Origin of the sequence: Pseudomonas sp. AF32, assembly GCF_022342325.2 — a bacterium.
GTDB lineage: Bacteria > Pseudomonadota > Gammaproteobacteria > Pseudomonadales > Pseudomonadaceae > Aquipseudomonas > Aquipseudomonas uvaldensis.
This window is the reverse complement of sequence record NZ_RQJK02000005.1, coordinates 1-26,039: the sequence shown is the minus strand read 5'-3', so window position 1 is coordinate 26,039 and position 26,039 is coordinate 1. Positions and strand designations below refer to the sequence as shown.

At 58.3% G+C, this 26,039-nt stretch carries 27 protein-coding genes; 17 read left to right on the top strand and 10 right to left on the bottom strand.

Features of this window, described 5'->3' with window-relative positions:
* Nucleotide 1: 1 nt before the first annotated feature.
* Nucleotides 2-934, bottom strand: coding sequence for a lipid A biosynthesis lauroyl acyltransferase (locus tag EGM97_RS06225; protein ID WP_238965504.1), 933 nt, complete (start codon nucleotides 932-934; stop codon nucleotides 2-4).
* Nucleotides 935-1,052: 118 nt separating this feature from the next.
* Here EGM97_RS06225 and minC point away from each other — a divergent pair, with 118 nt between their 5' ends.
* The 7 genes from minC to EGM97_RS06190 all read left to right on the top strand — a co-directional run bounded on the left by minC (nucleotide 1,053) and on the right by EGM97_RS06190 (nucleotide 6,643).
* Nucleotides 1,053-1,790 carry a septum site-determining protein MinC gene (gene minC, locus EGM97_RS06220; RefSeq protein ID WP_238965505.1) on the top strand — a complete coding sequence of 246 codons (738 nt, stop codon included), beginning with the start codon at nucleotides 1,053-1,055 and terminating at the stop codon, nucleotides 1,788-1,790.
* A gap of 201 nt (nucleotides 1,791-1,991) precedes the next feature.
* Nucleotides 1,992-2,804, top strand: coding sequence for a septum site-determining protein MinD (gene minD, locus EGM97_RS06215; RefSeq protein WP_024779631.1), 813 nt, complete (start codon nucleotides 1,992-1,994; stop codon nucleotides 2,802-2,804).
* Nucleotides 2,804-3,058 (top strand): cell division topological specificity factor MinE, encoded by a 255-nt coding sequence (minE, locus tag EGM97_RS06210; RefSeq protein WP_007960071.1) that lies wholly within the window; start codon nucleotides 2,804-2,806, stop codon nucleotides 3,056-3,058. The genes minD and minE overlap by 1 nt, the downstream gene beginning before the upstream one ends.
* Before the next feature lie 102 nt (nucleotides 3,059-3,160).
* Entirely contained in the window at nucleotides 3,161-3,796 is a 636-nt protein-coding gene (locus EGM97_RS06205) for an RluA family pseudouridine synthase (RefSeq protein WP_238965506.1), read from the top strand.
* Nucleotides 3,797-3,843: 47 nt separating this feature from the next.
* Nucleotides 3,844-4,947: a hypothetical protein gene (locus EGM97_RS06200; protein ID WP_238965507.1), complete on the top strand. Its 1,104-nt coding sequence runs from the start codon at nucleotides 3,844-3,846 to the stop codon at nucleotides 4,945-4,947.
* Between the two features lie 100 nt (nucleotides 4,948-5,047).
* Entirely contained in the window at nucleotides 5,048-6,337 is a 1,290-nt protein-coding gene (locus EGM97_RS06195) for a M18 family aminopeptidase (RefSeq protein ID WP_238965508.1), read from the top strand.
* A gap of 123 nt (nucleotides 6,338-6,460) precedes the next feature.
* On the top strand, nucleotides 6,461-6,643 hold the full coding sequence (locus EGM97_RS06190; RefSeq protein WP_238965509.1) for a hypothetical protein: 183 nt from the start codon (nucleotides 6,461-6,463) through the stop codon (nucleotides 6,641-6,643).
* 6 nt (nucleotides 6,644-6,649) lie between these two features.
* Here EGM97_RS06190 and EGM97_RS06185 read toward each other — a convergent pair whose 3' ends face one another.
* Entirely contained in the window at nucleotides 6,650-7,381 is a 732-nt protein-coding gene (locus EGM97_RS06185) for a UTRA domain-containing protein (protein WP_238965510.1), read from the bottom strand.
* 352 nt (nucleotides 7,382-7,733) lie between these two features.
* On the opposite strand from EGM97_RS06185, the gene EGM97_RS06180 reads away from it, so the two are divergent.
* The 6 genes from EGM97_RS06180 (at nucleotide 7,734) to EGM97_RS06155 (ending at nucleotide 13,106) form a co-directional block, all read left to right on the top strand.
* Nucleotides 7,734-8,801 (top strand): ABC transporter substrate-binding protein, encoded by a 1,068-nt coding sequence (locus tag EGM97_RS06180; RefSeq protein WP_238965511.1) that lies wholly within the window; start codon nucleotides 7,734-7,736, stop codon nucleotides 8,799-8,801.
* A gap of 184 nt (nucleotides 8,802-8,985) precedes the next feature.
* Nucleotides 8,986-9,792 (top strand): alkaline phosphatase family protein, encoded by an 807-nt coding sequence (locus tag EGM97_RS06175; RefSeq protein ID WP_238965512.1) that lies wholly within the window; start codon nucleotides 8,986-8,988, stop codon nucleotides 9,790-9,792.
* Between the two features lie 5 nt (nucleotides 9,793-9,797).
* The gene (locus tag EGM97_RS06170) at nucleotides 9,798-10,634 is read left to right on the top strand and encodes an ABC transporter permease (RefSeq protein ID WP_238965529.1); all 837 of its coding nucleotides are present in this window, start codon (nucleotides 9,798-9,800) and stop codon (nucleotides 10,632-10,634) included.
* The gene (locus tag EGM97_RS06165) at nucleotides 10,621-11,421 is read left to right on the top strand and encodes an ABC transporter permease (RefSeq protein ID WP_238965513.1); all 801 of its coding nucleotides are present in this window, start codon (nucleotides 10,621-10,623) and stop codon (nucleotides 11,419-11,421) included. The genes EGM97_RS06170 and EGM97_RS06165 overlap by 14 nt, the downstream gene beginning before the upstream one ends.
* A complete protein-coding gene (locus EGM97_RS06160) occupies nucleotides 11,418-12,407 on the top strand; it encodes an ABC transporter ATP-binding protein (protein ID WP_238965514.1) in 990 nt (329 codons plus the stop codon). The genes EGM97_RS06165 and EGM97_RS06160 overlap by 4 nt, the downstream gene beginning before the upstream one ends.
* A gap of 45 nt (nucleotides 12,408-12,452) precedes the next feature.
* The gene (locus EGM97_RS06155) at nucleotides 12,453-13,106 is read left to right on the top strand and encodes an HAD family hydrolase (RefSeq protein WP_238965515.1); all 654 of its coding nucleotides are present in this window, start codon (nucleotides 12,453-12,455) and stop codon (nucleotides 13,104-13,106) included.
* Between the two features lie 25 nt (nucleotides 13,107-13,131).
* Here the strand turns inward: EGM97_RS06155 and EGM97_RS06150 are convergent, their stop codons facing one another.
* From EGM97_RS06150 to EGM97_RS06140, 3 genes are all read right to left on the bottom strand, one after another.
* A complete protein-coding gene (locus tag EGM97_RS06150) occupies nucleotides 13,132-13,677 on the bottom strand; it encodes an Ig-like domain-containing protein (protein WP_238965516.1) in 546 nt (181 codons plus the stop codon).
* 236 nt (nucleotides 13,678-13,913) lie between these two features.
* Complete coding sequence (locus EGM97_RS06145) at nucleotides 13,914-14,597, bottom strand: hypothetical protein (protein WP_238965517.1); 684 nt, start codon at nucleotides 14,595-14,597, stop codon at nucleotides 13,914-13,916.
* A gap of 139 nt (nucleotides 14,598-14,736) precedes the next feature.
* Nucleotides 14,737-14,982, bottom strand: coding sequence for a hypothetical protein (locus EGM97_RS06140; RefSeq protein WP_238965518.1), 246 nt, complete (start codon nucleotides 14,980-14,982; stop codon nucleotides 14,737-14,739).
* A 278-nt stretch (nucleotides 14,983-15,260) separates the two neighbouring features.
* On the opposite strand from EGM97_RS06140, the gene EGM97_RS06135 reads away from it, so the two are divergent.
* Nucleotides 15,261-16,808 (top strand): hypothetical protein, encoded by a 1,548-nt coding sequence (locus tag EGM97_RS06135; RefSeq protein ID WP_238965519.1) that lies wholly within the window; start codon nucleotides 15,261-15,263, stop codon nucleotides 16,806-16,808.
* A gap of 91 nt (nucleotides 16,809-16,899) precedes the next feature.
* Here the strand turns inward: EGM97_RS06135 and EGM97_RS06130 are convergent, their stop codons facing one another.
* Nucleotides 16,900-17,862, bottom strand: a complete 963-nt coding sequence (locus EGM97_RS06130) for an NAD(P)H-quinone oxidoreductase (protein ID WP_238965520.1) — start codon at nucleotides 17,860-17,862, stop codon at nucleotides 16,900-16,902.
* A gap of 139 nt (nucleotides 17,863-18,001) precedes the next feature.
* On the opposite strand from EGM97_RS06130, the gene EGM97_RS06125 reads away from it, so the two are divergent.
* The 3 genes from EGM97_RS06125 (at nucleotide 18,002) to EGM97_RS06115 (ending at nucleotide 22,666) form a co-directional block, all read left to right on the top strand.
* Nucleotides 18,002-20,080: a carboxy terminal-processing peptidase gene (locus tag EGM97_RS06125; RefSeq protein ID WP_238965530.1), complete on the top strand. Its 2,079-nt coding sequence runs from the start codon at nucleotides 18,002-18,004 to the stop codon at nucleotides 20,078-20,080.
* A 127-nt stretch (nucleotides 20,081-20,207) separates the two neighbouring features.
* Complete coding sequence (locus EGM97_RS06120; RefSeq protein WP_238965521.1) at nucleotides 20,208-21,977, top strand: bifunctional diguanylate cyclase/phosphodiesterase; 1,770 nt, start codon at nucleotides 20,208-20,210, stop codon at nucleotides 21,975-21,977.
* Between the two features lie 323 nt (nucleotides 21,978-22,300).
* Entirely contained in the window at nucleotides 22,301-22,666 is a 366-nt protein-coding gene (locus tag EGM97_RS06115; protein ID WP_238965522.1) for a DUF6124 family protein, read from the top strand.
* Nucleotides 22,667-22,743: 77 nt separating this feature from the next.
* Here EGM97_RS06115 and EGM97_RS06110 read toward each other — a convergent pair whose 3' ends face one another.
* From EGM97_RS06110 to EGM97_RS06095, 4 genes are all read right to left on the bottom strand, one after another.
* Nucleotides 22,744-23,160 carry a hypothetical protein gene (locus tag EGM97_RS06110; protein WP_238965523.1) on the bottom strand — a complete coding sequence of 139 codons (417 nt, stop codon included), beginning with the start codon at nucleotides 23,158-23,160 and terminating at the stop codon, nucleotides 22,744-22,746.
* A complete protein-coding gene (locus EGM97_RS06105) occupies nucleotides 23,138-23,536 on the bottom strand; it encodes a hypothetical protein (RefSeq protein WP_238965524.1) in 399 nt (132 codons plus the stop codon). The genes EGM97_RS06110 and EGM97_RS06105 overlap by 23 nt, the downstream gene beginning before the upstream one ends.
* Nucleotides 23,537-23,715: 179 nt before the next feature.
* Nucleotides 23,716-24,135, bottom strand: a complete 420-nt coding sequence (locus tag EGM97_RS06100; protein ID WP_238965525.1) for a hypothetical protein — start codon at nucleotides 24,133-24,135, stop codon at nucleotides 23,716-23,718.
* Between the two features lie 8 nt (nucleotides 24,136-24,143).
* A partial coding sequence (locus EGM97_RS06095; protein WP_477788789.1) for an RHS repeat domain-containing protein occupies nucleotides 24,144-26,039 on the bottom strand: 1,896 nt, incomplete at its 5' end.

Genomic DNA, 26,039 nt, shown 5'->3' with positions numbered 1-26,039 from the left:
TTCAACCGCGCTTGTCGTACAGCTTTGGTTCACCCGGTGGACGACTCTTGAAGCGCCTGTGGGCCCAGAGGTACTGCGCGGGACAGCCACGCACCGACTGCTCCACCCATTGGTTGATGCGGATGCAATCGGCTTCCTCGGTCTCGCCGGGAAAATCATCCAACGGTGCCTGGATCACCAGACGATAGCCGCTGCCATCGGCCAGGCGCTCCTGGATGAACGGCACCACTTGCGCCTTGCCCAGCCGGGCGAACTTGCTGGTAGCCGTGACCGTCGCCGCCTGGATGCCGAACAGCGGAACGAAAATGCTCTGCTTGGCGCCGTAGTCCTGGTCCGGCGCGTACCAGATCGCCCGACCGGCGCGCAGCAACTTGAGCATGCCGCGGACATCGTCACGCTCGACCGCCAGCGAGTCGAGGTTGTGTCGCTCACGGCCCCGCCGTTGAATGTAATCGAACAAGGGGTTCTTGTGCTCGCGGTACATGCCGTCGATGGTGTGCTGCTGGCCAAGCAATGCAGCGCCGATTTCCAGTGTTGTGAAGTGCAAGGCCATCAGGATCACGCCCTGGCCGTCGCGCTGGGCCTGCTTGAGATACTCCAGGCCTTCGATGTGAGCCAGCTTCGCCAGACGCGAACGCGACCACCACCAGCTCATCGCCATTTCGAAAAAAGCGATACCGGTAGAGGCAAAGTTCTCCCGCAGCAGACGCTTGCGTTCAGCCTCGGACTTCTCCGGGAAGCACAACTCCAGGTTGCGCCGGGCAATGCGCCGCCGGTCGCCTGCCACCCGATACATCAATCCACCCAGTAGCCGACCGACCCGCAGCAGCCACGGATAAGGCAACTGAACGATCAGCCACAACAGCCCCAGGCCGCACCAGAGCAGCCAGAAACGCGGATGAAAAAAAGCGGTTTGAAAACGCGGGCGATCCATTACAGCTTCCATAAAGACATGGGCCGCGCATTCTACATCGTTCGACCCGGCTTGCGGCTGGCGGACGATCTCGTTATAAGTCTCGGCACTTTTAGTGACAAGCCGTTGTACGCCGACCATGAGCCAAACCGAACCGCTAGACCAAGATCCCGTGTTCCAGCTGAAGGGCAGCATGCTCGCCATTACGGTGCTGGAGCTGGCCCGCAACGACCTGGAGGGCCTCGACCGACAGCTCACGGCAAAAGTCGCGCAAGCCCCGAACTTTTTCAGCAATGCTCCCTTGGTACTGGCCCTGGACAAGCTGCCGCCCAACGAAGGCGCGGTGGACCTGCCCGGCCTGATGCGCGTCTGCCGCCAGCATGGCCTGCGCACCCTGGCGATTCGTGCCAGTCGCATCGAGGACATCGCCGCCGCCATCGCCATCGACATCCCCGTCCTGCCACCGTCAGGCGCCCGGGAGCGGCTGTTGGATCCAGCGCCTGCCGAAGCGGTGAAAAAACCGGAGAAACCGCCGGAGCCTACCGTCAAGCCGACCCGCGTCATCACCTCGCCGGTGCGCGGCGGACAGCAGATCTATGCCCAGGGTGGCGATCTGGTCGTGGTGTCCTCGGTGAGCCCGGGGGCGGAACTTCTGGCCGATGGCAACATCCATGTATACGGCCCGATGCGCGGCCGAGCGCTGGCCGGCGTCAAGGGCGACACGAAAGCCAGGATTTTCTGCCAGCAGTTGAGCGCTGAACTGCTCTCCATCGCCGGGCAGTACAAGGTTTCCGAAGATTTACGCCGCGACCCGCTGTGGGGGGCCGGTGTCCAGGTCAGCCTGTCGGGCGACGTGTTGAACATCATTCGGCTTTAACGGATACTGCCGCATTTTCCAAGCATCTCTAAAACGTAGCGAAAACGGCTGAAACGACGTAGGAAACAGGACCAGGCAGTGTTTACCGGAGGTAAATCCCGCCCAGAGCCCTGTTCCAGCCAAGCCTGTCCAATTGCCGCCGTTCTCTAGAGATGTTTTTCAGGGACCGACAACGTCCTTTTTCCTTAGGGGTGAAACACCTTGGCCAAGATTCTCGTGGTTACATCCGGCAAGGGTGGTGTGGGTAAGACCACCACCAGCGCCGCTATCGGTACCGGCCTCGCTCTGCGCGGCCACAAAACTGTCATCGTCGACTTCGACGTCGGCCTGCGTAACCTGGACCTGATCATGGGTTGCGAGCGCCGCGTGGTCTATGACTTCGTCAACGTGGTCAACGGTGAAGCGAACCTGCAACAGGCCCTGATCAAGGACAAGCGCCTTGAAAACCTCTACGTGCTGGCCGCCAGCCAGACCCGTGACAAGGACGCGCTGACCCAGGAAGGCGTGGAAAAGGTCCTGATGGAGCTCAAGGAGCAGTTCGAATTCGTGGTCTGCGACTCCCCGGCCGGTATCGAGAAAGGTGCCCACCTGGCCATGTACTTCGCTGACGAAGCGATCGTCGTGACCAACCCGGAAGTGTCCTCGGTACGTGACTCCGACCGCATGCTGGGCCTGCTGGCGAGCAAATCCCGCCGCGCCGAGAAAGGCGAAGAGCCGATCAAGGAACACCTGCTGATCACTCGCTACCACCCGGAGCGTGTCGAGAAGGGCGAAATGCTCGGCGTCGAAGACGTCAAGGAAATCCTCGCCGTCCGGCTGCTGGGCGTGATCCCGGAATCCCAGGCGGTGCTCAAGGCTTCCAACCAGGGCGTCCCGGTAATCCTCGACGACCAGAGCGACGCTGGCCAGGCCTACAGCGATACCGTGGACCGCCTGCTGGGCAAAGACCTGGAACACCGGTTCCTCAACGTCGAGAAGAAGGGATTCTTCGAGCGCCTGTTTGGAGGTAGGTAATGAACCTTTTTGACTTCTTTCGTGCCAACAAAAAGCCCAGTACCGCCTCGGTCGCGAAAGAGCGTCTACAGATCATCGTGGCGCACGAACGCGGCCAACGCAGCACCCCGGACTACCTGCCTTCCTTGCAGAAGGAACTGGTCGAAGTGATCCGCAAGTACGTCAACATCGGCAACGATGACGTGCATGTCGCGCTGGAAAGCCAGGGCAGCTGCTCGATTCTGGAACTCAACATCACCCTGCCGGATCGCTGATCGATCCTGCGGGAGCCACGGCGGCTCGGGTCCTGCCCTCCCTGTACAAGGTAGAGAGCAGAATCCGAGCCGCCGTTGGCGTTTGTACCGAGACTGTTTTCAATGCCCCTGTCCAACATCCGCATCATTCATCAGGACGCCGCCGTCCTGGTGGTCGACAAGCCGACCCTCTTGTTGTCCGTACCCGGTCGGGCCGATGACAACAAGGACTGCCTGATTACCCGCTTGCAGGAAAATGGCTATCCAGAGGCGCGAATCGTCCATCGCCTGGACTGGGAAACGTCCGGCATCATTCTGCTGGCCCGCGACCCGGACACCCATCGCGAACTGTCCCGGCAATTTCATGATCGCGAAACCGAAAAAGCCTATACCGCGTTGTGCTGGGGCCAGCCGACACTGGACAGCGGCAGCATCGACTTGCCCTTGCGCTACGACCCACCGACCAAACCCCGTCATGTGGTGGACCATGAGCACGGCAAACATGCCCTGACTTTCTGGCGGGTGCTGGAGCGTTGCGGCGAGTGGTGCCGGGTCGAACTGACCCCGATCACCGGCCGCTCTCACCAGTTGCGTGTGCATATGTTGTCCATCGGCCATCCGCTGCTGGGTGACGGTCTGTACGCCCACCCGCAAGCCTTGGCCGCCTGGCCCCGCCTGTGCCTGCATGCCAGCATGCTCAGCTTCACCCACCCACAAAGTGGCGAGCGCCTGCGCTTCGAGTACCCGGCGCCCTTCTAAGTCTCCAACGCGCCAGCCAAAACGTCTTTACCCGAGAAAAGTTCTGCATGCAGGTCATTGATTTCCAAGGAACACCGGTAGAAAAAGTCCCTCGCCAATTGCTGTACCTGGTCTACGGCGACAAACAGGCGTACCGGCACGAAGCCAAGTTCAGCATCCTGACAGCCCTGAAACACGCCCGCCCCTCGACGTTGCCAACCATCAGGATTCTGACGGATCGGCCCGAGGACTATCTCGGTTGGCCCGTCGAAACCATTGCGCTAAACCCTCAATTGCTGCAGCAATGGCAAGGCGATCATGGTTACGTGCATCGACGCAAGGCCTGCGCCATTGCGGCAGGGCTGACACTCGCCGAAAAAACCTTGTTCGTCGACACCGATACGTTGTTCCTCGACGACCCCGACCTCCTGTTCAAGCAAATCCAGCCAGGGCACTACCTGATGGACAGCTTCGAGTATGACTGGGACTACGTTTGCGAGCGCAAGGACTACCTCAAGCTCGGCAAGTACCTGCTGGCCCACGGCGTGAGCCGGGGCAACGGCTTCAAGCTCTACAACAGCGGACTGTGCGGCGTGACCGATAGCGACGCTTCGTTGCTTGCCGAGGCCGTCGAACGGATCGATGAGTGGACCGCAGATGGCTTCGATATCCATACCATCGAACAGATCGCCATTTCTTTCACCTTACGAGACAAGCCCATTGGCGAAACCAACAGCCAAGTGCTGCATTACTTCGCCGAAAAACGCTTCTTCCATGCCATGCAAGCGCATTTCTTCGCACAATACGGGGAAGCGTTCAGTTCTCGCCTGGTGGAGCGTTGTGCTGAAGTGCCCCGCAGTAAACCGTTCCCGTCTGCCTGGCGGCGCCTGAAGATCAAATGGAAACTGCGCAAACAACGCGCAAGCCTGCGCCGGATAGGCCGAGATCTGTTGTATGGCAGCGCGGCGCCTGAAAATCCCTACTATGACGTTTGCAGGCACCATTGGTGGGACTCGGCCTCACGGGAGATCCTGCGCCTGGACCCCAAGCATCAGGAACAGCTGTTCGGTCAGTTCGAACACTGGCCCAAGCACTTGCCCAAGCCGTTGAAGCCCCAGGACAAGCCCCTGATCCTGGCTTACCTGCGCGAACAAGTTGCCACGTCGCGCTGATCCATATCCGCCTCCCGGGCTTGAACAGCACCGGGGAATGGGTCTGCAACGCAGACGGACGATGGGGTAAACTCCCGACCATTGCTGTCTGGAGCTATTTATGCGCGCAGAGTTGAACCAGGGCCTGATCGACTTTCTCAAGGCCTCCCCTACCCCGTTCCATGCCACCGCCAGCCTCGCCAAGCGCCTTGAAGCGGCGGGTTATCAACGTCTCGATGAACGCGAAACCTGGGCCACCGAGGCCAACGGGCGCTATTACGTCACGCGCAACGACTCCTCGATCATCGCCTTCAAACTGGGGCGCAATGCGCCTTTGCACGACGGCATCCGCCTGGTGGGCGCCCACACTGACAGCCCGTGCCTGCGGGTCAAGCCGCAGCCTGAGTTGCAACGCCACGGGTTCTGGCAGTTGGGCGTGGAAGTCTACGGAGGCGCGTTGCTGGCGCCGTGGTTCGACCGTGACCTGTCCCTGGCCGGACGCGTGACCTTCCGCCGTGATGGCAAGGTCGAAAGCCAACTGATCGATTTCAAGGCGCCGATCGCCACGATTCCAAACCTGGCCATCCACCTCAATCGCGAGGCCAACCAGGGCTGGGCCATCAACCCACAGAACGAGTTGCCGCCGATCCTCGCCCAGTTCGCCGGCGATGAGCGCGTCGACTTCCGTGCCGTGCTCACCGACCAACTGGCTCGCGAACATGGCCTGAACGCCGATGTGGTGCTCGATTACGAGCTGAGTTTCTACGACACCCAAAGCGCTGCCATCGTTGGCCTGCATGGCGATTTCATTGCCGGTGCGCGCCTGGACAATCTGCTGTCGTGCTATGCCGGCCTGCAAGCCTTGCTGAAAGCTGATACCGAAGAAACCTGCGTATTAGTGTGCAACGATCATGAAGAAGTCGGCTCCTGTTCGGCCTGTGGTGCCGATGGTCCGATGCTGGAACAGACGCTGCGCCGCCTGCTCCCCGAGGGTGAGGAATTCGTACGGGCCATCCAGAAATCACTGCTGGTTTCTGCCGACAATGCCCACGGCGTCCACCCCAACTACGCCGACAAACACGACGCCAACCACGGCCCCAAGCTCAACGCCGGCCCGGTGATCAAGGTCAACTCCAACCAGCGCTACGCCACCAACAGCGAAACCGCCGGGTTCTTCCGCCATCTGTGCATGGCCGAAGAGGTGCCGGTGCAAAGCTTCGTGGTGCGCAGCGACATGGGCTGCGGTTCGACCATCGGGCCAATCACCGCCAGCCAACTGGGCGTGCGTACCGTGGACATCGGTCTGCCAACCTTCGCCATGCACTCGATCCGTGAACTGTGCGGCAGCCACGACCTGGCCCACCTGGTGAAAGTGTTGAGTGCGTTCTACGCGAGTCGCGAGTTGCCGTAGGCACAACGGCCCCTGTGGCGAGGGAGCTTGCCTGCACAATCAGGGTGGGTTGATGTACATCACCCCACCCTGAGCAAACCCCAACTAAACTGACCTTATTCCTTCCTGGGTAAGGCTGTCGTCATGATCTCGATGTCTGCGTTTCACGCCATGCTGGTACCCATCCTCGCCGGCATGGTCCTGCTGGCCATCGGCTTCAACTTCCGAGACAAGAACGTCGGAGTCTTTGCCATGTGGATCGGCATGCTGCTGATCCTCGCCACAGTGTTGTTCCGGATCCTCTCCAAACTCAACGAGTCGCTGTAACACTCGTCAGGCCATGGCTGGCTGCTCCGGCACGTCGACCCCGACATGGATCGCATCGTGTCGCCAGAACTCCAGGTCGCAGTCGATCAGTCGTTGATGCTGATCGTAGTTGACCCGTGCGATTCGCAAGCCGGGGCTACCGACCGACACTTTCAGCGCCGCCGCTGCTTCCGGCTGCAAGGACGTGGGGACGATTTCAAATTTCACCCGGCCGTAATGCAGGTCGTAATGATGGGCGTACAACTCCGTCATGGACTGGTTAAGGTCGAACGCCAGGATGTCGGGAAAGTACTGCGGGTTCAGGTAATGCTCGACATAGAGCACCAGCCGCTCATCGATACGCCGCACGCGGCAGATCTGGATCACGCTCGACAACGCCGGCAACTGCAACCAGGCACACACCGCCGCCGACGCCGGTTGCAGGCGCGCCGAAATCACCTGGGTAGATGGCACTCGCCCCTGGGCCGCCACCATGGCGTGGAAATGACTGCGCTGCATCAGGTTATAGGCCAGGCGCGGCGGCGAGACGAACCAGCCGCGACGTTCCTCGCGGTAGATCTGCCCTTGGGCTTCGAGCTGCAACAAAGCCTCACGCACGGTGATGCGCGTTGTCCCGAACAACTCACTGAGCTTGCGCTCGGCCGGTAACTTGCTGCCGGGGGCCAGCAATCCGTGCTCAAGCTGCTCTTGCAGGACCTGCCCGATGGTTGTCACCGCCTTGGTTGCATCGATGCGCATCAAACGTTACCTATCTGGACTAGACCAGCACTGTTTTCGGGCAGGATCGTGGACCCAGCGACCCCTCTTTTCATCTCTGCAAGCCTAGGCATTGCACATGACTGGCAGATGACAGACCTGCCGGACGGTCATTCGACACTTCCTGCAAAATCATAGCCAAGCCCTTTCAGATCAGCCGTTTAACCATGGTCTACGCTTAACTCGCAGTCATCCTGCACGAGCCTGGCAGAAGTGCTCCCCTCCCGCATCGACATCAAATTGTCACAGGGGCCGCTTAAATTGGCTCAGGTATTGCTGACCTAGACCAACACAACCGCAATCGCAGCGTTGAAAACGCCCATAGGAGCTACGGATGAAACAGCTTTTCCTGGCATCACTGTTAGGCTCGACCATCGCCTTGTGCACCACCGCCATGGCCGCTGAGACCAATCTGAAAGATCTGGAAGCCGCTGCGAAAGCGGAAGGCGCCGTGAACAGCGTCGGCATGCCCGACGACTGGGCGAACTGGAAAGGCACCTGGGATGACCTGGCCAAACTCTACGGCCTGAAGCACATCGACACCGATATGAGCTCGGCCCAGGAGATCGCCAAGTTTGCCGCCGAGAAAGACAACGCCAGCGCCGATATCGGTGACGTGGGCGCGGCCTTCGGCCCGATTGCGGTCAAGCAGGGCGTGGTCCAGCCTTACAAGCCAAGCACCTGGGAACAGGTTCCGGACTGGGCCAAGGACAAGGACGGTAACTGGGCCCTGGCCTACACCGGCACCATTGCCTTCATCGTCAACAAGAAGCTGCTGCACGGCTCCGAAGTGCCTACCAAATGGGCCGACCTGAAAGGCGGCAAATACAAGGTTTCCATCGGTGACGTGAGCACTGCGGCCCAGGCCGCCAACGGCGTGCTGGCAGCCGCCCTGGCAAACGGCGGCGACGAAAAGAACCTGCAACCGGCCTTGCTGATGTTCGCCGAACTCGCCAAGCAAGGACGCCTGTCCATGGCCAACCCGACCATCGCCACCATGGAAAAGGGTGAAGTCGAAGTGGGCGTGGTCTGGGATTTCAACGGCCTGAGCTACAAAGCCAAGATGGCCAACCCGGATGACTACGTCGTGCTGATTCCGTCCGATGGCTCGGTCATTTCCGGCTACACCACCATCATCAACAAATACGCCAAACACCCGAACGCCGCCAAGCTGACCCGTGAGTACATCTTCAGCGACGCCGGTCAGATCAACCTGGCCAAGGGCAACGCCCGTCCGATCCGCGCCGAACACCTGAAACTGCCTGAAGAGGTCAAGGCCAAGCTGCTGCCCAACGAACAGTACAAGCATGTGACGCCGATCAAGGACGCGGATGCGTGGGAGAAGACGTCCAAGAAGCTGCCGCAGGATTGGCAGGAAACCGTGATCGTCGAGATGAAGTGAGGCGGCAGTCAGCCCCGCTCGGATATCCAACGGAGATCCCATTGTGGGAGCGAGCCTGCTCGCGATAGCGGTCTACTTTTCAACATTGAAGTCGACTGACACTGCGCTATCGCGAGCAGGCTCGCTCCCACAGGGGCTGCGATGAGTCCGAGATCTTTGGTTCCTGTCCGGAGTCCCGGTCCCTATGAAGCACAATGTCATCCTGGTGGTGCTCGACGGCCTCAATTACGAAGTCGCGCGGCATGCCATGGGGCATCTGCAGGCATATGTCAGCGCAGGACGCGCGGCGCTCTACAAACTGGAATGTGAACTGCCCGCCCTGTCCCGCCCTCTTTACGAATGCATCCTTACCGGTGTCGGGCCCATCGACAGCGGGATCGTGCACAACAACGTCTCGCGCCTGTCGAACCAGCGCAGCATTTTCCACTACGCCACCGACGCCGGATTGATCACGGCAGCGGCGGCCTATCACTGGATCAGCGAACTGTACAACGCCTCGCCGTTCATATCGGCTCGCGACCGGCATACCGACAATCCCGACCTGCCGATCCAGTACGGGCATTTTTACTGGAACGACCATTATCCCGATTCCCACCTGTTCGCCGATGCCGAGCATCTGCGCCAGCGCTACACGCCCAACTTCCTGCTGGTGCATCCGATGAACATCGACGACGCCGGCCATCAACACGGCCTCGACACCCCGCAATACCGCAACAGCGCCCGCTCGGCCGACATCAACCTGGCGGTTTACCTGCAAGCCTGGCTCGACGCCGGCTATCAGGTACTGGTGACCGCCGACCACGGTATGAACAACGATCGCTCCCACAACGGCTTGCTGACCGAAGAACGGGAAGTACCGTTGTTTGTCCTGGGCGACGGCTTCAGCCTCGACCCGGGCGTGGCCCCTCGCCAGATCGAGCTGTGCGGCACCATTTGCCAGTTGCTGGGCGTCGACCACGACAAACCGTATTGCCAGGAGTTGCTCAAGTGAATGCCATGACCCGCGGCAAATGGCTGGCAGCGTTGTGCCTGGTGCCCTTCGCGATTTTCTTTATCGTGTTCCAGATCGCACCGCTGCTCTGGGTGTTGATCAACAGCCTGGAGTCGGAAGAATTCGGTTGGGGTCTGGCCAATTTCAGCAAGATCATCAACTCGAAGTTCTATCGCCAGGCGATCCAGCACAGCCTGGAGATCAGCTTCTGGTCCAGCGTATTCGGCATCATCATCGCCGTGCTCGGCAGCTACTCGCTGCGCCGGGTCGATTCGCGGCTACGCAACTTCGTCACCGCCTTCGCCAACATGACCAGTAACTTCGCCGGTGTACCCCTGGCCTTCGCCTTCATCATTCTGCTGGGGTTCAACGGCAGCATCACCCTCATGCTCAAACAGGCCGGGATCATCGAGGATTTCAACCTGTACTCGAAAACCGGTCTGATCATTCTCTACACCTACTTCCAGATTCCCCTGGGCGTGTTGCTGCTCTATCCGGCCTTCGATGCGCTACGTGAAGACTGGCGCGAATCGGCTGCATTGCTGGGGGCCAGCGGCTGGCAGTTCTGGCGGCACATCGGTCTGCCGGTGCTCACCCCGGCGCTGTTGGGCACCTTCGTGATCCTGCTGGCCAACGCCCTCGGCGCCTACGCCACGGTCTATGCGCTGACCACCGGTAACTTCAACGTCCTGCCGATTCGCATCGCCGCCATGGTGTCCGGGGACATTTCCCTGGACCCGAACATGGCAAGCGCCCTGGCCGTGGTGCTGGTGGCGCTGATGACCCTGGTGACCGTCATCCATCAGTTGCTGCTCAAGAGGAGCTACCATGTCGCGCGCTGAATCGGGGCCTGCCGGGCTCTATCATCGGACGGTGGTATACCTGCTGTTTGCTGTCCTGCTGCTGCCCCTGGTCGGTACGCTGATCTACTCCATCGCCAGCAGTTGGTCGGCCACCGTGTTGCCTAGCGGCTTTACCTTCAAATGGTATGTGCAGCTGTGGAGCGATCCGCGTTTCCTGGCGGCCTTCGGTCAATCACTGGTGGTGTGCGTCGGAGCGCTGGTGCTCTCGGTGGTGCTGATCCTGCCGCTGCTGTTCGTGGTGCATTACCACTTCCCGAAACTCGACGCGCTGATGAACATCCTGATCCTGCTACCCTTCGCCGTACCGCCGGTGGTGTCGTCGGTGGGTTTGCTGCAACTCTACGGTTCCGGGCCGCTGGCGATGGTGGGCACGCCGTGGATCCTGATCGGCTGCTACTTCACCGTCGCCCTGCCGTTCATGTACCGGGCCATCACCAATAACCTGCAAGCCATCAACCTGCGTGACCTGATGGATGCCGCCCAACTGCTCGGCGCCAGTACGTTCCAGGCAGCCTTGCTGGTGGTGCTGCCAAACCTGCGCAAGGGCCTGATGGTGGCGTTGCTGCTGTCGTTCTCGTTCCTGTTCGGCGAGTTCGTGTTCGCCAACATCCTGGTGGGCACCCGCTATGAAACCCTGCAGGTCTACCTGAACAACATGCGCAACAGCAGTGGCCATTTCACCAGCGCACTGGTGATTTCCTATTTCTTCTTCGTACTGGTCCTGACCTGGGCGGCCAACATCTTGAACAAGGACAAAAGCCAATGAGCTACGTCAGCGTCCAACACCTGCAAAAGACCTACGGCGGCACGCCGGTGTTCAGCGATATCAACTGCGAGATCGGCAAGGGCGAATTCGTCACTCTCCTCGGCCCCTCCGGCTGCGGCAAATCCACGCTGCTGCGCTGCATCGCCGGTCTGACGGCGGTGGATGCCGGCCAGATCCTGCTGGACGGCCAGGACATCGTTCCCCTGAGCCCGCAAAAGCGCGGCATCGGCATGGTGTTCCAGAGTTACGCCCTGTTCCCCAATATGACCGTCGAACAGAACGTTGCGTTTGGCCTGCGCATGCAGAAGATCCAGGCCGAGGACAGCCGCCAGCGGGTATCGGAAATCCTGCGCCTGGTGGAGTTACATGAGTTTGCAGCTCGCTATCCTCATCAACTCTCCGGCGGGCAATGCCAGCGCGTCGCTCTTGCCCGCTCCCTGGTGACCCGGCCGCGCCTGTTACTGCTGGACGAGCCGTTGTCGGCACTGGATGCACGCATTCGCAAACACCTGCGCGAACAGATCCGTCAGATCCAGCGCGAACTGGGCCTGACCACGATTTTCGTCACACATGACCAGGAAGAAGCCCTGACCATGTCTGATCGGATTTTCCTGATGAACCAGGGAAAAATCGTACAGAGTGGCGATGCCGAGACGCTTTACACTGCCCCCGTCGATGTCTTTGCTGCCGGCTTCATCGGCAACTACAACCTGCTGGATGCCGAGAGCGCCACCCGGCTGCTGCAACGGCCGGTAAGCAGTCGCATCGCGATTCGCCCCGAAGCCATCGAGCTGAACCGCAACGGCGAGGCCGATGCACTGATCCGCAGCCACAGCCTGTTGGGCAACGTGATCCGCTACCGGGTCGAGGCCCGTGGCGTGGAGTTGGTAGTGGACGTGCTCAATCGCTCGGCCGCCGACCTGCATCCCGACGGTGCCCGACTGACACTTTCCATCGATCCTTCGGCGCTGTGTGAGGTAGCCTGATGGCTTTGTTGATGTTGAAGCTGACTTGAAAAGGGAAACACGCTGATGGCCCTGGCAATTTTTGATCTGGACGAAACCCTGATCCACGGCGATTGCGCCACCCTCTGGAGCGAGCAGATGGGGCGCCTGGGGTGGGTTGATCCCGAGTCGTTCATGCGCCGCAACAACGAGCTGATGGACGCCTACAGCCACGGCAAGCTGCGCATGGAAGAGTACATGGACTTCAGCCTTGAACCGATGATCGGTCGCACGCCGGAAGAAATCGAACACTTGGTGACGCCGTGGGTAGAGGACTTCATCGAACCGATCATTTTCAGCGACGCCACCAAGGCCATCGCCGAACACCGCAAGGCCGGCGACCGGATCCTGGTGATCTCGGCCTCGGGTACCCACCTGGTCAAACCGATTGCCGAACGCCTGGGCATCGACGAGATCCTGGCCATCGACCTCGAAGTGGTCAACGGCGTGTACAGCGGCAAGACCGTAGGCACCCTGACTTACCGTGAAGGGAAGATCACTCGATTGTTGGACTGGCTGGATGCCGAGGAAGAAAACCTGGAAGGCGCGAGTTTTTACTCGGACTCCCGCAATGATTTGCCGTTATTGCTGCGAGTGGATCATCCGCATGTGGTGAACCCGGACCCGATGTTGCGTGAACAGGCAGAGAAAGCCGGATGGCCGATTCACCAATGGAAATAGCTGGCGATTCAGGCACTACCACAGCTCAATGAGGTATTACATACAGCGCGCCGGTTACGCTTGGCTCTCCAGGCAGGGCGCAGGCGAGCGCATTGGTCTGTTCCGCATGGTAGTAGGTGTAATAGCCCGCCGGGCAAGCGCCGCCATGCTCGCCCAGCCAATATCTGCCACGGGGAAGGGGAAAAGGCTGTGCATACAGGCGCTCGAGATTCTGAAATTGCCCGCTGCTGTTGATCACGAATCCCCCCGATGCGATCAGCCAGCGATGAAAGTCCGCGACCCCACTGAAAGTGCCTGGCTGCACGACGCCCAACAGCCAGGTATTGCTCACCTGCACGGGGTAGGTTAATGACTGTGCCGGCGTGCTCGAGTCAGATACGGTAACGACCGTGTTGCCTCGCCTTATGCCTGTCACCTTGCCGCCGGGAGTGACCGATGCTACCTGGGGATTGCTGGACACATACCGGTACGGCGGTGTCCCCCCCACAGCCCTGCGAGTCAGCGCGTTGTCCATGGCATCGCCCCCGGTCTGCGGCCACGATGCGAAGATCCTGAAACCGTTCAGCGCCATCGGCGCTTGCCCCACTGAAAGCGGTCCCCCCGGGAAAAAAGCCTGATCGGTGCTGCGATAGGCAAACGTCGCGTTCCCCGTCGGTGCCGCTGGCAATGTCAAAGCGATAATCGGAACCCATTTGTGGGTTTCAAGGTAAAAATTTCGCTGGTCAGTTTGTGCGCCGGTCAGCCCGCCGGACGTGTAAAAAAGGGCTTCGACAGGTAGGTCACCACCAATATTCTGGGCCCAAGTGGCTAAGCGCAGTTCATTCTGGACAGGCGCATACTCGTATCGTCATAACCCAGCGCCCGTGCTTCGAGGCTGGCGTGGAACGCACTTGCCGCAGCACCACCAAGGACCTCGCGAACATTGAAGCCGCATTGATGCGGTGGGCGTTGTTGCGACGGCACAGATTGATAGTGCGCCAGCCATTGCGCAGCAGTGGTAATCCCCTGGGATTGGCATTCCCGACTACTGCCAGGAAATGCCTGATACTGTCCGCAACCTTTCTCGTCTCTGTCCAGCGTCCAGCTATCCACAGGAAAGGAACACAATACGTCTGGCTGGACGGCTGCCCGTACGGAATCAAGATAAGGCCGGAAGATAAAGCCATTGGCATAGCCATAGCTCAGGCGGATGTATTTCGCATCCTCTCGAAGAAACGAGAATGACACGCCGCCACTGTTGACCGACAGCGGACTTGGGTTCCAAGGGAAGAATGATTCCGATGCAACCGTTCCCCTGAGCATGATGCCCGAGCACAAATAAGCTGGCCGAGCGGAGTCGCAAGCGAGCACTTTTTTATGATAACGAGTGGTCAGATCGATCGCTGTTTGCGCGCCCAGCGCATCGGCATCGTTCGTATGCAACTGCCTTGAAGGCGTACTGCATCCCAGCAGCAGCGCGATGCCCACGACACTCAGTGACAGTTTTTTCATTGCCATCGCTCTGGAAGGAGGCATGTTCTGCGAGAGCCAGGTTTGTTCGAGGTAGAAATGCCTCGCTAACCGGCCAGTTCATGGACGCCGCATCGCGGGCAAGCCTTGCTCCCACAGGCCCGTGCAAATGGCGGCATCGTTATTTGAATCTGGAAAAGGCAGTGGCAAGCTCCAGGAGAATCGTTTCGTCCTGCGTGTCCAGGTCGCCATCGTCATCGGCATCAGCCTTGACGTGCACCGTATCGTAGGCGCCATCTTTTACCGACGAAGAAACAAACGTGGCGAATTGAAGTGCATTATCGAGGTAGAACTCGACAACAACTTCAGGTGATTTATTGCTGGTCTCGACTTCTGCCATAGACAGGCGGAGCTCTCTGGTAGCCATCACGACACCTCTGCTGCTGGTGGAGAATGATAAGAGTGCTACACCCAGCCACCCCAGGCCCCATTTAGGAAAGTTTTAATCGGGGCGTCTACTGTCAGACTTTACAGGTCATCTATCTTATCCGACGGATGGTGCCTGTTATTTCTGACAGTAGACGTCAAGTCGTGATTCGTTGGTAATAACGCTTCGTTCACTCTGAGCCTCCTCTTTACGGCAGAAGCGCAACATGAACAAGCACATCCAACGAAAAGTTATCTTTATCTCGGGCAATAAAATTTTTGCTCGCAGCGCTTACACTCTTTTTATTTTATGGCTGCGCACAACTTCCTCCCCATCAATCAAACACCCTGGACAGCCCAACTTATCCAAGTAGCGGCGAAGAAACAGCCAGAAACCTGACGGCGGCTTATCAAAATACTGCCGCCGACTGCGGAGCGCCAACTACACCGGCCTTTCTCTGTTCAGGGGTGATACTACGAATTACAAAAACCAGCGACAATTATGACCCTTGGGACCACAGCGACTTTTCCAAAAAGACCGATGCAGTTTCTTTTTCCTACTTGAGAGCGGATGCAAAATTCGTTCGTGTACCTTGGTATGGCGGCAACGGCCTTATCTTCTATCCTTACCTGAATGCGCCTCCCGACAAAAGCAGGCCGGAAATCATCTGTTATTTCCCACTCGACGGCGCTACTTTCTATCGGGATGCGGCAGGGCAATATGGTTGCAGGGACAGTATTGTTCCGCCTAGAGTATTTCCTGACAGCATACCTTGTCGTGAACAGAGCATCGTCACAGCCGAGCAATGGGTGGCTCATTATCAAACAGCCACGCCATATAAAACTGCCCACTCCTGCGCCTTTATGGTAACGAACAGCCTGGATGCTGAGGCAGTCCAAGCCTTCAATCAGGCCATTCGGGTTCGTTCGCTAATCCCCACTGAGGCTTTAGCCGATCATAACGAATTACGAATCAAAGCCTGGCCTGAAAATCAGCCAGGGACATTACCGATTCAAGCCTTCTTTTATATCGGTCCAGGTCTGGAGAACGCACAAATCGACCAACGGAAATACTATGAACGAACCGGCGGAATTGTCGTGCCCATCATTAGTCTTACCTTGCCGACCACCGCCTCGGAGGACGCCACGTTCGTTTATAACGCCGCTGACCAGGCCGTGCTGCCCGAGCTACCTGGAAAAATCAAACCCAAGGTACCCAAAACCTATAACACCGCAGGCGATCATCTGAAAATGAGCGACATCTACACTGACGCTCATGTGGATGTCGAAGTCCCTCACTACACCGATATGCATGCCACCGATACCATCAGGGTGCGCTGGCACGGTCGGGTCAACTACAACAGCCCAATTATCGAAGTGGGCGATCCTCCCGGAAAAAGGCTGATTCCGGTTCCTCGACTGGAGGTCGTTGACAATATCGGTCGATCCGTTGAGGTCGGCTATTCGGTCAAAGAGAAAGGTATCGGGGAAACGATAGAGTCATCGCGATTGACGCTGCATATCGACCCGCAAACGGTTCATCCGTTACCGCCTCCAAGGTATTCAGCCTCCCAGGTGACCGTGGACAATGACAGCCTGACCGGCTACTCCATCAGGGCGCGTTGGACCGGTGTCATGACGCACGACACCGAATCACAGAGCATGACCCCTGGCCAGGCCAACGTATTCAATATCCCCGACACATGGATCACCGAAAACAGCGGAAAAACAGTGCTGGTCAATTATTCGATAGTCCGTAACAACAGCAGCGAGCAACGCATGTTCTCGCAAGTCCTGAGAATCAATATTGCCTCGCCTGGTCGGTAACGGGATGCAGCAGCGCGGCCTCCAAGAGCGGTCGTCGAGGGTTGATCCTCATGGCCGCCGGGACGGTCATGAGGATCAGATACCACTTTAATCAGCTCAAACTTTCATCGATCAACAATACCAACTTACCCGAGACCTGGTTGCTGGCCAGCCTGTCAAATGCCGCCCCGGCATCTTTTACCGCAAAGGTCTCGGCCAACTGCGGGTTCAGACGTTTATCGGCAAACAACGGCCACACCTGCTCGCCCAGGTCACGCAGCAGATCGGCCTTGAACGCATCGTCACGGCTGCGCAAGGTCGAGCCCAGCAACTGGATCCGCTTGGCGAGGATCTTCGCCAGGTCCAGCTGGGTTTCCCGCCCGCCCATCAGACCGATCAACACCCAGCGCCCGTCAACTGACAAAAGTTTCACGTTGAGCCGGGCGTAGCTGGCGCCCACTGGGTCGAGGATCACATCGAAGGGACCGAAGGCCTCCAATTGCTCGATGTCTTCGGTGCGCACCACGCCACCCTGGGCCCCCAACGCTTGGCAATAAGCCAGCCGGTCAGCCGAACCGACGCTGACCCAGCACGGGTTGCCGAACGCCTTGCACAGCTGGATGGCGGCCGATCCAACGCCACTGGCTCCGGCGTGCAGGAGCACTTTCTCGCCCGGCTTGAGCGCAGCCAGCTGAAACAGATTCAGCCATGCCGTGCTGTAGACCTCAGGCAGCGCGGCGGCTTCAGCCAATGACAACCCTTCTGGCACCGGCAGCACATGCCGGCCATCGACCACCACTTCCTCAGCCATTGCGCCCCCGGCGAGCAAGGCGCAAACGCGGTCGCCTACCTGCCAGGACGAGCCCGGCCCGACTTCGCTGATCACCCCGGAACATTCCAACCCGAGCACTTGGCTGGCACCGGGCGGCGGCGGATACAACCCGGCTTTTTGCAACAAATCGGCCCGATTAAGGCCTGCCGCCGCCACACGGATGCGAACTTGCCCTGCATCACACGCAGGACTTGGTTCATCAGCCCATACCACTTGGCCTTCAACGCCTTGCAATGCTTTCACGGTGCCTCCATAGTGAGTCTCGACTGGGCCCGCTGCTGTTACACCGGGCTTTCTTGCATTATGCGCCCGGGCCACATGGAACCGGCGACTTCAAAGACGGCCTAATATGCGTTATCAATTGTCCTTGCGTCGAATCAGTATGAAGCACCTGTTCCCCAGTACCGCCCTCGCGCTTGTCATTGGCCTAGGCCTGTTGCCACTGTCGAGCGATACGTTCGCAGCCAACAGCTGGGACAAGCTTCAACCCGATCGCGACGAGGTCATTGCCAGCCTTAACGTCGTTGAGTTGCTCAAGCGCCATCACTACAGCAAGCCGCCGCTCGATGATGCACGCTCCGTCATCATCTACGACAGCTACTTGAAGCTCCTCGATCCCTCGCGCAGTTATTTCCTGGCGAGCGACATCGCTGAATTCGACAAGTGGAAGACCCAGTTCGACGATTTCCTCAAGAGCGGCGACCTGAACGCCGGGTTCATCATCTACAAGCGCTACCTGGATCGTGTGAAGGCGCGTCTGGACTACGCCCTCGCCGAGCTGAACAAAGGCGTCGATAAAATCGACTTCAACACCAAGGAAACCCTGCTGGTCGACCGCAAGGATGCCCCTTGGCTCAAAAGCACTGCCGAGCTCGACGACCTGTGGCGCAAACGCGTCAAGGACGAAGTGCTGCGCATGAAGATCGCCGGCAAGGATCCCAAGCAGATCCAGGAAACCCTGACCAAGCGCTACAAGAACCAGTTGGCCCGCCTGGACCAGACCCGCGCCGAAGACATCTTCCAGGCGTACATCAACACCTTCGCCATGTCCTACGACCCGCACACCAACTATCTGTCGCCGGATAACGCGGAAAACTTCGACATCAACATGAGCCTGTCCCTGGAAGGCATCGGCGCGGTGCTGCAGAGCGACAACGATCAGGTCAAGATCGTGCGACTGGTCCCGGCTGGACCTGCCGACAAGACCAAACAGGTCGGCCCGGCGGACAAGATCATCGGCGTCGCTCAGGGCAACAAGGAAATGGTCGACGTGGTCGGCTGGCGCCTGGACGAAGTGGTCAAGCTGATCCGTGGTCCGAAAGGCTCGGTGGTGCGCCTGGAAATCATTCCAGCCAGCAATGCGCCGAACGACCAGACCAGCAAGATCGTGTCCATCACTCGTGAAGCGGTGAAGCTCGAAGAACAGGCGGCCAAGAAATCGGTCCTGAACCTGAAGCAGGATGGCAGGGACTACAAGCTCGGCATCATCGAGATCCCGGCCTTCTACCTGGACTTCAAAGCATTCCGCGCCGGTGATCCGGACTATAAGAGCACCACTCGCGACGTCAAGAAACTGCTGACCGAACTGCAGAAGGAAAAGGTCGACGGCGTAGTCATCGATTTGCGCAACAACGGCGGTGGTTCCTTGCAGGAAGCCACCGAACTGACCAGCCTGTTCATCGACAAGGGCCCGACGGTGCTCGTGCGTAATGCCGACGGCCGTGTGGACGTGCTGGAAGACGAGAATCCGGGGGCCTTCTACAAAGGGCCGATGGCCTTGCTGGTCAATCGTCTGTCGGCTTCGGCCTCGGAAATTTTTGCCGGCGCCATGCAGGACTATCACCGGGCGCTGATCATTGGCGGCCAGACCTTCGGCAAAGGCACGGTGCAGACTATCCAGCCGCTCAACCACGGCGAACTGAAGCTGACCCTGGCCAAGTTCTACCGGGTGTCCGGCCAGAGCACCCAGCACCAGGGCGTGCTGCCTGACATCGATTACCCGTCGATCATCGACACCAAGGAAATCGGTGAAAGCGCCCTGCCCGAAGCCATGCCATGGGACACCATCCGCCCTGCGATCAAACCGGCCGCGGACCCTTTCAAACCGTTCCTGGCCCAACTCAAGTCCGAGCATGACGCCCGTACGGCCCAGGACGCGGAGTTCGTGTTCATCCGCGACAAGCTGGCCCTGGCGCAGAAGCTGATGACCGAGAAGACCGTCACCCTCAACGAAGCCGACCGTCGCGCGCAGCATGCCGACATCGAGGCCAAGCAACTGGCGATGGAAAACCTGCGACGCAAGGCCAAGGGTGAAGAACCGCTCAAGGAGCTGAAAAAAGAGGACGAAGACCTCATCACCGAACCGGAAAAAACCAAGCCGGAAGATGACGCCTACTTGAGCGAGACCGGTCGGATTCTGTTGGATTACCTGAAACTCAATACGGCGGTTGCCAAGCACTGAGGATGATAGCCATTTAATGCTACCGCTCCTCGGAGCGTCATCAAACTGACATCATTCTGTCGTGAAATACAGGACGGGGCGCCCCCTGAGGCGGTGCCCCGTCCTTTTTTTATCGCCAGAGATTGCCATGACCACGACCGAACAGCTGGGTGCCTTGAGTTCAATTCTGGCTCAAAGCGGTTTGCACAGCCTGTTCCAACCAATCGTCTGCCTTTCCGAACGGCGTATCCTGGGTTACGAAGCGCTGACCCGAGGACCGTCCAACAGCCCTCTGCACTCCCCCATTGCACTGCTTTCCGTGGCCCGCCAGGCCGGACGCCTCAGTGAATTGGAACTGGCCTGTCGGCGCAGCGCCTGCCAACGTTTCAACGAGCAGAACCTGCCGGGCAAGTTGTTCCTCAACGTCTCGCCCGAATCCTTGCTGGAGTCGGCGCACCAGACCGGCCGCACGCTGCAACTGTTGCAGGATTTCGGCATACCGCCCAGTCAGGTGGTGATCGAGCTGACCGAACAGACCCCGATCGACGACTTCCAACTGCTGCAAAACGCCCTGCATCATTACCGCGCAATGGGCTTCTCCATTGCCCTGGACGACCTTGGCGCCGGGTATTCCAGCCTGCGGCTGTGGTCAGAACTTCGTCCCGACTACGTGAAAATCGACCGGCATTTCATCGATGGCATTCACCAGGACGCTCTCAAGCGCGAGTTCGTCGGTTCGATTCTGAAAATCGCCCGTACCTCGCGGTCCCAGGTGATCGCCGAAGGCATCGAGCTGCCGGAGGAACTGGCGGTGCTGATGGAGATGGGCGTCGACCTGGTCCAGGGATACTTGCTGGCCCGCCCCCAGGAACAACCGTCCCGAGACGCCAGGGCGCTGATGCCCAGGCAGGACAGCGGCGTGGTGTCATTGAACGACGAGGTCAACGACCTCGGCGCCCTGCTCAACGAACAACCGGCCGTGGCCCATGACACCCCCACGGCCACCGTGCTCGACGCTTTCCGGCGCCAGGCCAACCTCAACTCTCTGGCCGTGCTGGACAACCAGGACCGCCCCTGCGGTATCGTCCACCGCCACTCGCTCTCCGATGCGCTGCTCAAGCCCTTCGCCACCGACCTGTTCGCCCGCAAACCCATCAGCCGCCTGATGAGCGATGACTTCCTGGCGGTGGAACTCAATCAATCGTTGCAACAGGTCAGCCGCCTCATCACCAGCCGCGCCCGGCAACGCATCGAAGAAGACTTCATCATCACCCTCAACGGGGGGTACCTGGGGCTGGGTCGCGTGATCGACGTGCTCAAGCTCATCACCGAGCTGAAAATCCAACAAGCCCGCTACGCCAACCCGCTGACCCTGCTGCCGGGTAACGTCCCGATCCAACAATGCCTGACGCGCCTGCTGCAACAACGGCAGGAAGCGGTAATCTGCTACGTCGACATCGACAGCTTCAAACCCTTCAATGACATCTATGGCTACGGCCGGGGCGACGAAGTCCTGCTCTGCCTGGCCCAGTGCCTGAACGAACGTATCGACCCCAGCCGCGACTTCGTCGGTCACATCGGCGGCGACGACTTCCTGCTGGTCCTCGGCCCGGAAGACTGGCGCAAGCGCCTGAATCAGTTATTGAGCGACTTCCAGACCTACTGCCGCCGGTTCTATCGGCCTGAGCACCTCGAGGCCGGCTGCTTTACCGCATTGAATCGACAGGGCGTTCGCCAGGAGTTCGGATTGCTGTCGTTGTCGATCGGGGTGGTGCATTTGCGACCGGACGCTTGCGAGGAACTGGATGCGAGCCAGTTGGCGGAACTGGCTTCGCAGGCTAAGCATCATGCGAAGGAAATTTTGGGGGGGAGTTTGTATTTGGTGGAGGCTGAGCCGGTGGAGGGGGCGGTGAGTTGAGCGGAGGTAGGTGCCGACATCGTCTTGCGCCATTACCTACAACTACGCCAGAATCCGCCGGCTTGTGCGCTTTGGGCCGCGTCGGTAGTTTGAGCCCTGTCACTGCTCATCAGTGATCGGGTTTAGTCGCCCGTCTCAACCTAAGGTGTATCAGGTCCCTGTCGCACAGGCTTTGCTGTTCCTGTATTGATGGTGGCTGTGCGCAGGGCGCCCTCGGGCGCGCCGGGATTCTTAGGTTCACCGGTCGACTAACCTGCGTACAGCTGCCGCCCTCTCGTTTAGTCGCGAGGTGGTGCCAGCATCACTTACAGGAACCTAAGGACATGGCAAAAGTTACTCCAAATCCCCCAGCGGTTGACGACACCACATCCCGCGCTCACGCTCAATCGGCCCGCAACAAGAAACTCGACGACGCGGCTACGCGTGCCTTGGACTTCTATCTGAAACCCAAGGCCAAGGACGAAACATCCGACAATCCCAATAGCATTTTTCGCATTGCTTCTGATGTGGATTCAGAGTGTTTGCTTGCGAGTCTCAGTGAAAATCTGGCTTCGGCGAACGCAATGATCAGTGATTTGGCGTTCGATCTTGAGGGTTCGCGGCGGCATGTTGCGCTTGGGATTCAGCAGGTGATTGAGTTGAGTGAACTGTTGGCGAATCGGGTTTTGGATATTGTTGAGGTGAGGTAGACGAGGGACTACGCACCTTCGAACTAGAAATATCTTGTTTACAAGATTTTTCTAGTTCGCGAATAACTATATCCAAGCTACCATGTCAATGGATCTTCTTGGCTGGCCTTGTAGAGATCGTCACTCCATTCTTTTGCTAAATATCTATAAATATCCTCAAAAAAGATCCTGCAATCTTTCATCTTGTCCCACCCAGGCGGAAGAGATGAATGTGAAACCACGTCGTGTTCAAACACTTCACGGAAGTCATACTCAGGATCATCAAGAGCTATTGCTAGCACACGAAAAAAAACAAATTTATGTCGATAGCTTAAATTTCTGAAACGATGAATAACATACCTGTAAATCAACTCTTTCCGATCCTCAACACATTCTAGATCATATCTCAACAATTCCTCGCCCAGCCCCTCTTCGCAATCATATATCTCGAACCCACCCAGAAAATGATCTAGCTGAGGCTCATATGGACGCTCAAGAAACGGATGCATCAACATCGAATCCTCCTACTGGATAAGCGGTGACCGGACGTAGTGTTTCATAATCGAACCTGACTTCGAACACATTAATTTCGCTTTGAAATATCGGGTTTTGCCAATCATTGACATTTGGCACATACCCTTGCCCAACATTTGGCATATACATACGCACGACTGGATTACCTCTTCTGTCCTCACCCGTAAATCGTGGAAGTTTTCGAGCCTCCCGACTTAGCGCCTCATGCATTGCTTGATGCTGCATTCTAAAACTGTTGAACTTTGTAGAGCAATTAGCGTTCCACCTCCTCTCCTTGGGAAGCTCTACTTTTTCGGTTACGTTTTCTGATGAATTTTCATCAGGGAGAAACGAGCCATACCTATTAGATTTTTTCACATCACCACTTTTATTTTATAAATTCACGCCAGCTTTTAGCTGGTAACCCTTGAGGCAAGCCAATAGCACCCGCATAAATTAACGCTGCCCTTTACATCCCCATTAAAATACGTGCCATATTCCAAAACACACCATTTGCCACTATGTAGGGCCTTTTAGTGCCAGAGAGCGAAGTGCTTCTATATGTAATTCCAAGTAGATCTGTCTTCAGCTTCAGCCTTGCGGATATCGTCGTTCCAGACATCGCTAGCTAACCTATATATGTCCGCAAAAAAAGCGCGAGGATCGTCCATTTCCTCCCAACCATCAGGGAATGATGAATACTCTTCAGGGTCGTGCTTCAGCAATGCATGAAAATCATAGCTATCATCCAAGAGCGCTTCTTCTAAACACTTATACAATAAAAACCGTTCCCGATAGGACCGCCTTACCTTCAACGAGTAGTTAGTAATCAGCTTCTCTCTATCTGATACGTCATTGGGATCAAATTTATCAAGCTCTACACCTAAAGTTTCCTCCCGATCATAAATATCAAAACATCCTAAAAAATAGGATGGCGTCGGTACATATGGAAGCCCAGTACCAGGATCAATATACATCTTCACACCTACCTAATTGGATATAGCGTAAACGGAATCTCTGTATCCGGATCGAATTTCATTTCAAATTTATCCATTGTCACAAGTGTTGGATTTGATGGATCTCTTCTATTTGGAATATAACCCTCACCTGCTCCTGGCAGATCCATTCTAACAACATGATTATTGTTCGGATCCCGCCCCGTAAAAGGTGAGAGACCATTTTCCTTACGACTAATTGCAAGATTGTAAGCTTTGAGCTGCATTTCCCAGCTAGCGAACCTTGAACTTGGATTTCCTCTCTCACTTCGAGGCGTTACGCCAGTAGAGGGATCCGTACCGTCAATTGCCCGTTGCTTCCAGGCTTCATCGGAAACCGCCAAGCTATGTTTACTGACCATATGCATGCCCTGCTCCCGATCTAAACGTCTGACTTCTTGCTCCGCCAACTCTTCTACGGTTGGCTTAGGCAGCCGCGGTTCCCCCTCATCCACCTGAGCCTTCGCCGCCGGATCCTGCTCTCCAACCGCCGGCCTACACCCACCCTTCCCCGGACAATCCACCAACCCCAACGGATCCACCCATCCCGTCGGGTTCAGGGTGTACCGGTACCCATTGAGCCCACCCGCCAGTTTGCTCGGATCAGGCGTCAGGTAGCGGCCCGTTTCCGGATTGTAGTAGCGGTGGCGGTTGTAGTGCAGGCCGCTTTCCAGGTCATGGTATTGGCCCTGGAAACGCAGCGGTTGGTCCAAGCGCTCGCCGCCGCCGTGTTGGATCTCGCGGACCTTGCCGTAGCCGTGGTAGCGCGCCGACCAGACGATCTGGCCGCCGTAGTTGGTCAGTTCCTGGGGCGTGCCCAGGTGGTCGAGGTGGTAGTAGAACGGGCAGGTGTTCAGGCCTTTGCCGTCGAGCATTACCAAGGGGCGGAAGGTGCCCGGTTCGTAGAGGTAGCTGCGGTGGTGGCGTTTGCTGCTTTCGGCGACGAGTTGGTCGCCCTGCCAGAAAAATTCCGTGGTCAAGCCATCCACGGTCTTGCTGATGCGTCGGCCGAAGGCATCGTAGCGGTAGGACGTTTCGCGACCGTCCGCTGAGGTGACGCCGATCAGGCGGTGTTGGCTGTCGTAGCGGTATTCGGTGATCAGGGCCTGGACCGTGCCCCGGCGTTCGCGGATCAGGTTGCCGAAGGCGTCGTAGTTATAATGGCGGTCGCCCTCCATCAGCAGACGATTGCCCTTGAGGGTGGTCGGGCCGGGGCGGTCCTGCATCAGCAGGTTGCCGGCCGGGTCGTGGGCGAAGTGTTCCGGGGGTTCGGTGTGGGAAGGGTCGATGCGGATCAGGCGATCCAGTTCGTCGTACTGGTAACCGCGCCGTCCCCGCTGGCTGTCGGTAATCGCTTCGAGATTGCCCTTGGCGCTGTAGGCATAATCGCGCCAGAACTGTGACTGCTGGTTTTGCAGCACGGTGTGGGCCTTGAGGCGGCCCTGTTCATCGTGGTCGTACTGGCTGAGCAACAGGCCTTGTTGGCGTTGCCGTTCGCGGCCGGCCTGGTAGCGGTGTTCGGTGAGGCGTGCGCCGTTCAGGTCGATGGCGGTGAGCGCGCCACCCTCGGCGTGGTGGTAGTCGAGCTGGCTGTTGTCCGGCAGGCGCAGGTGGTTGAGGCGTCCGCAGGCGTCGTAGCCATAGCGCAGGGTGCCCCAGCCCTGGTGTTCGGTGATGAGCCGGTCCTGGGCGTCGTATTCGAAGGCCAGGGGATGGTCGCTGCCGTCGTCGACATCCACCAGCCGCCCCAGCCCGTCGTAGCGGTACGTGATCGCTTGGCCGTCAGGCAGGGTCTTGATCTGCAGCCGCCCGGTCGCGTCGCGCTGGTAACGGGTGATTCTCTGGCTGCCGTCATCACCGAACTCGGTTTTCTCCAGCAGGTGCCC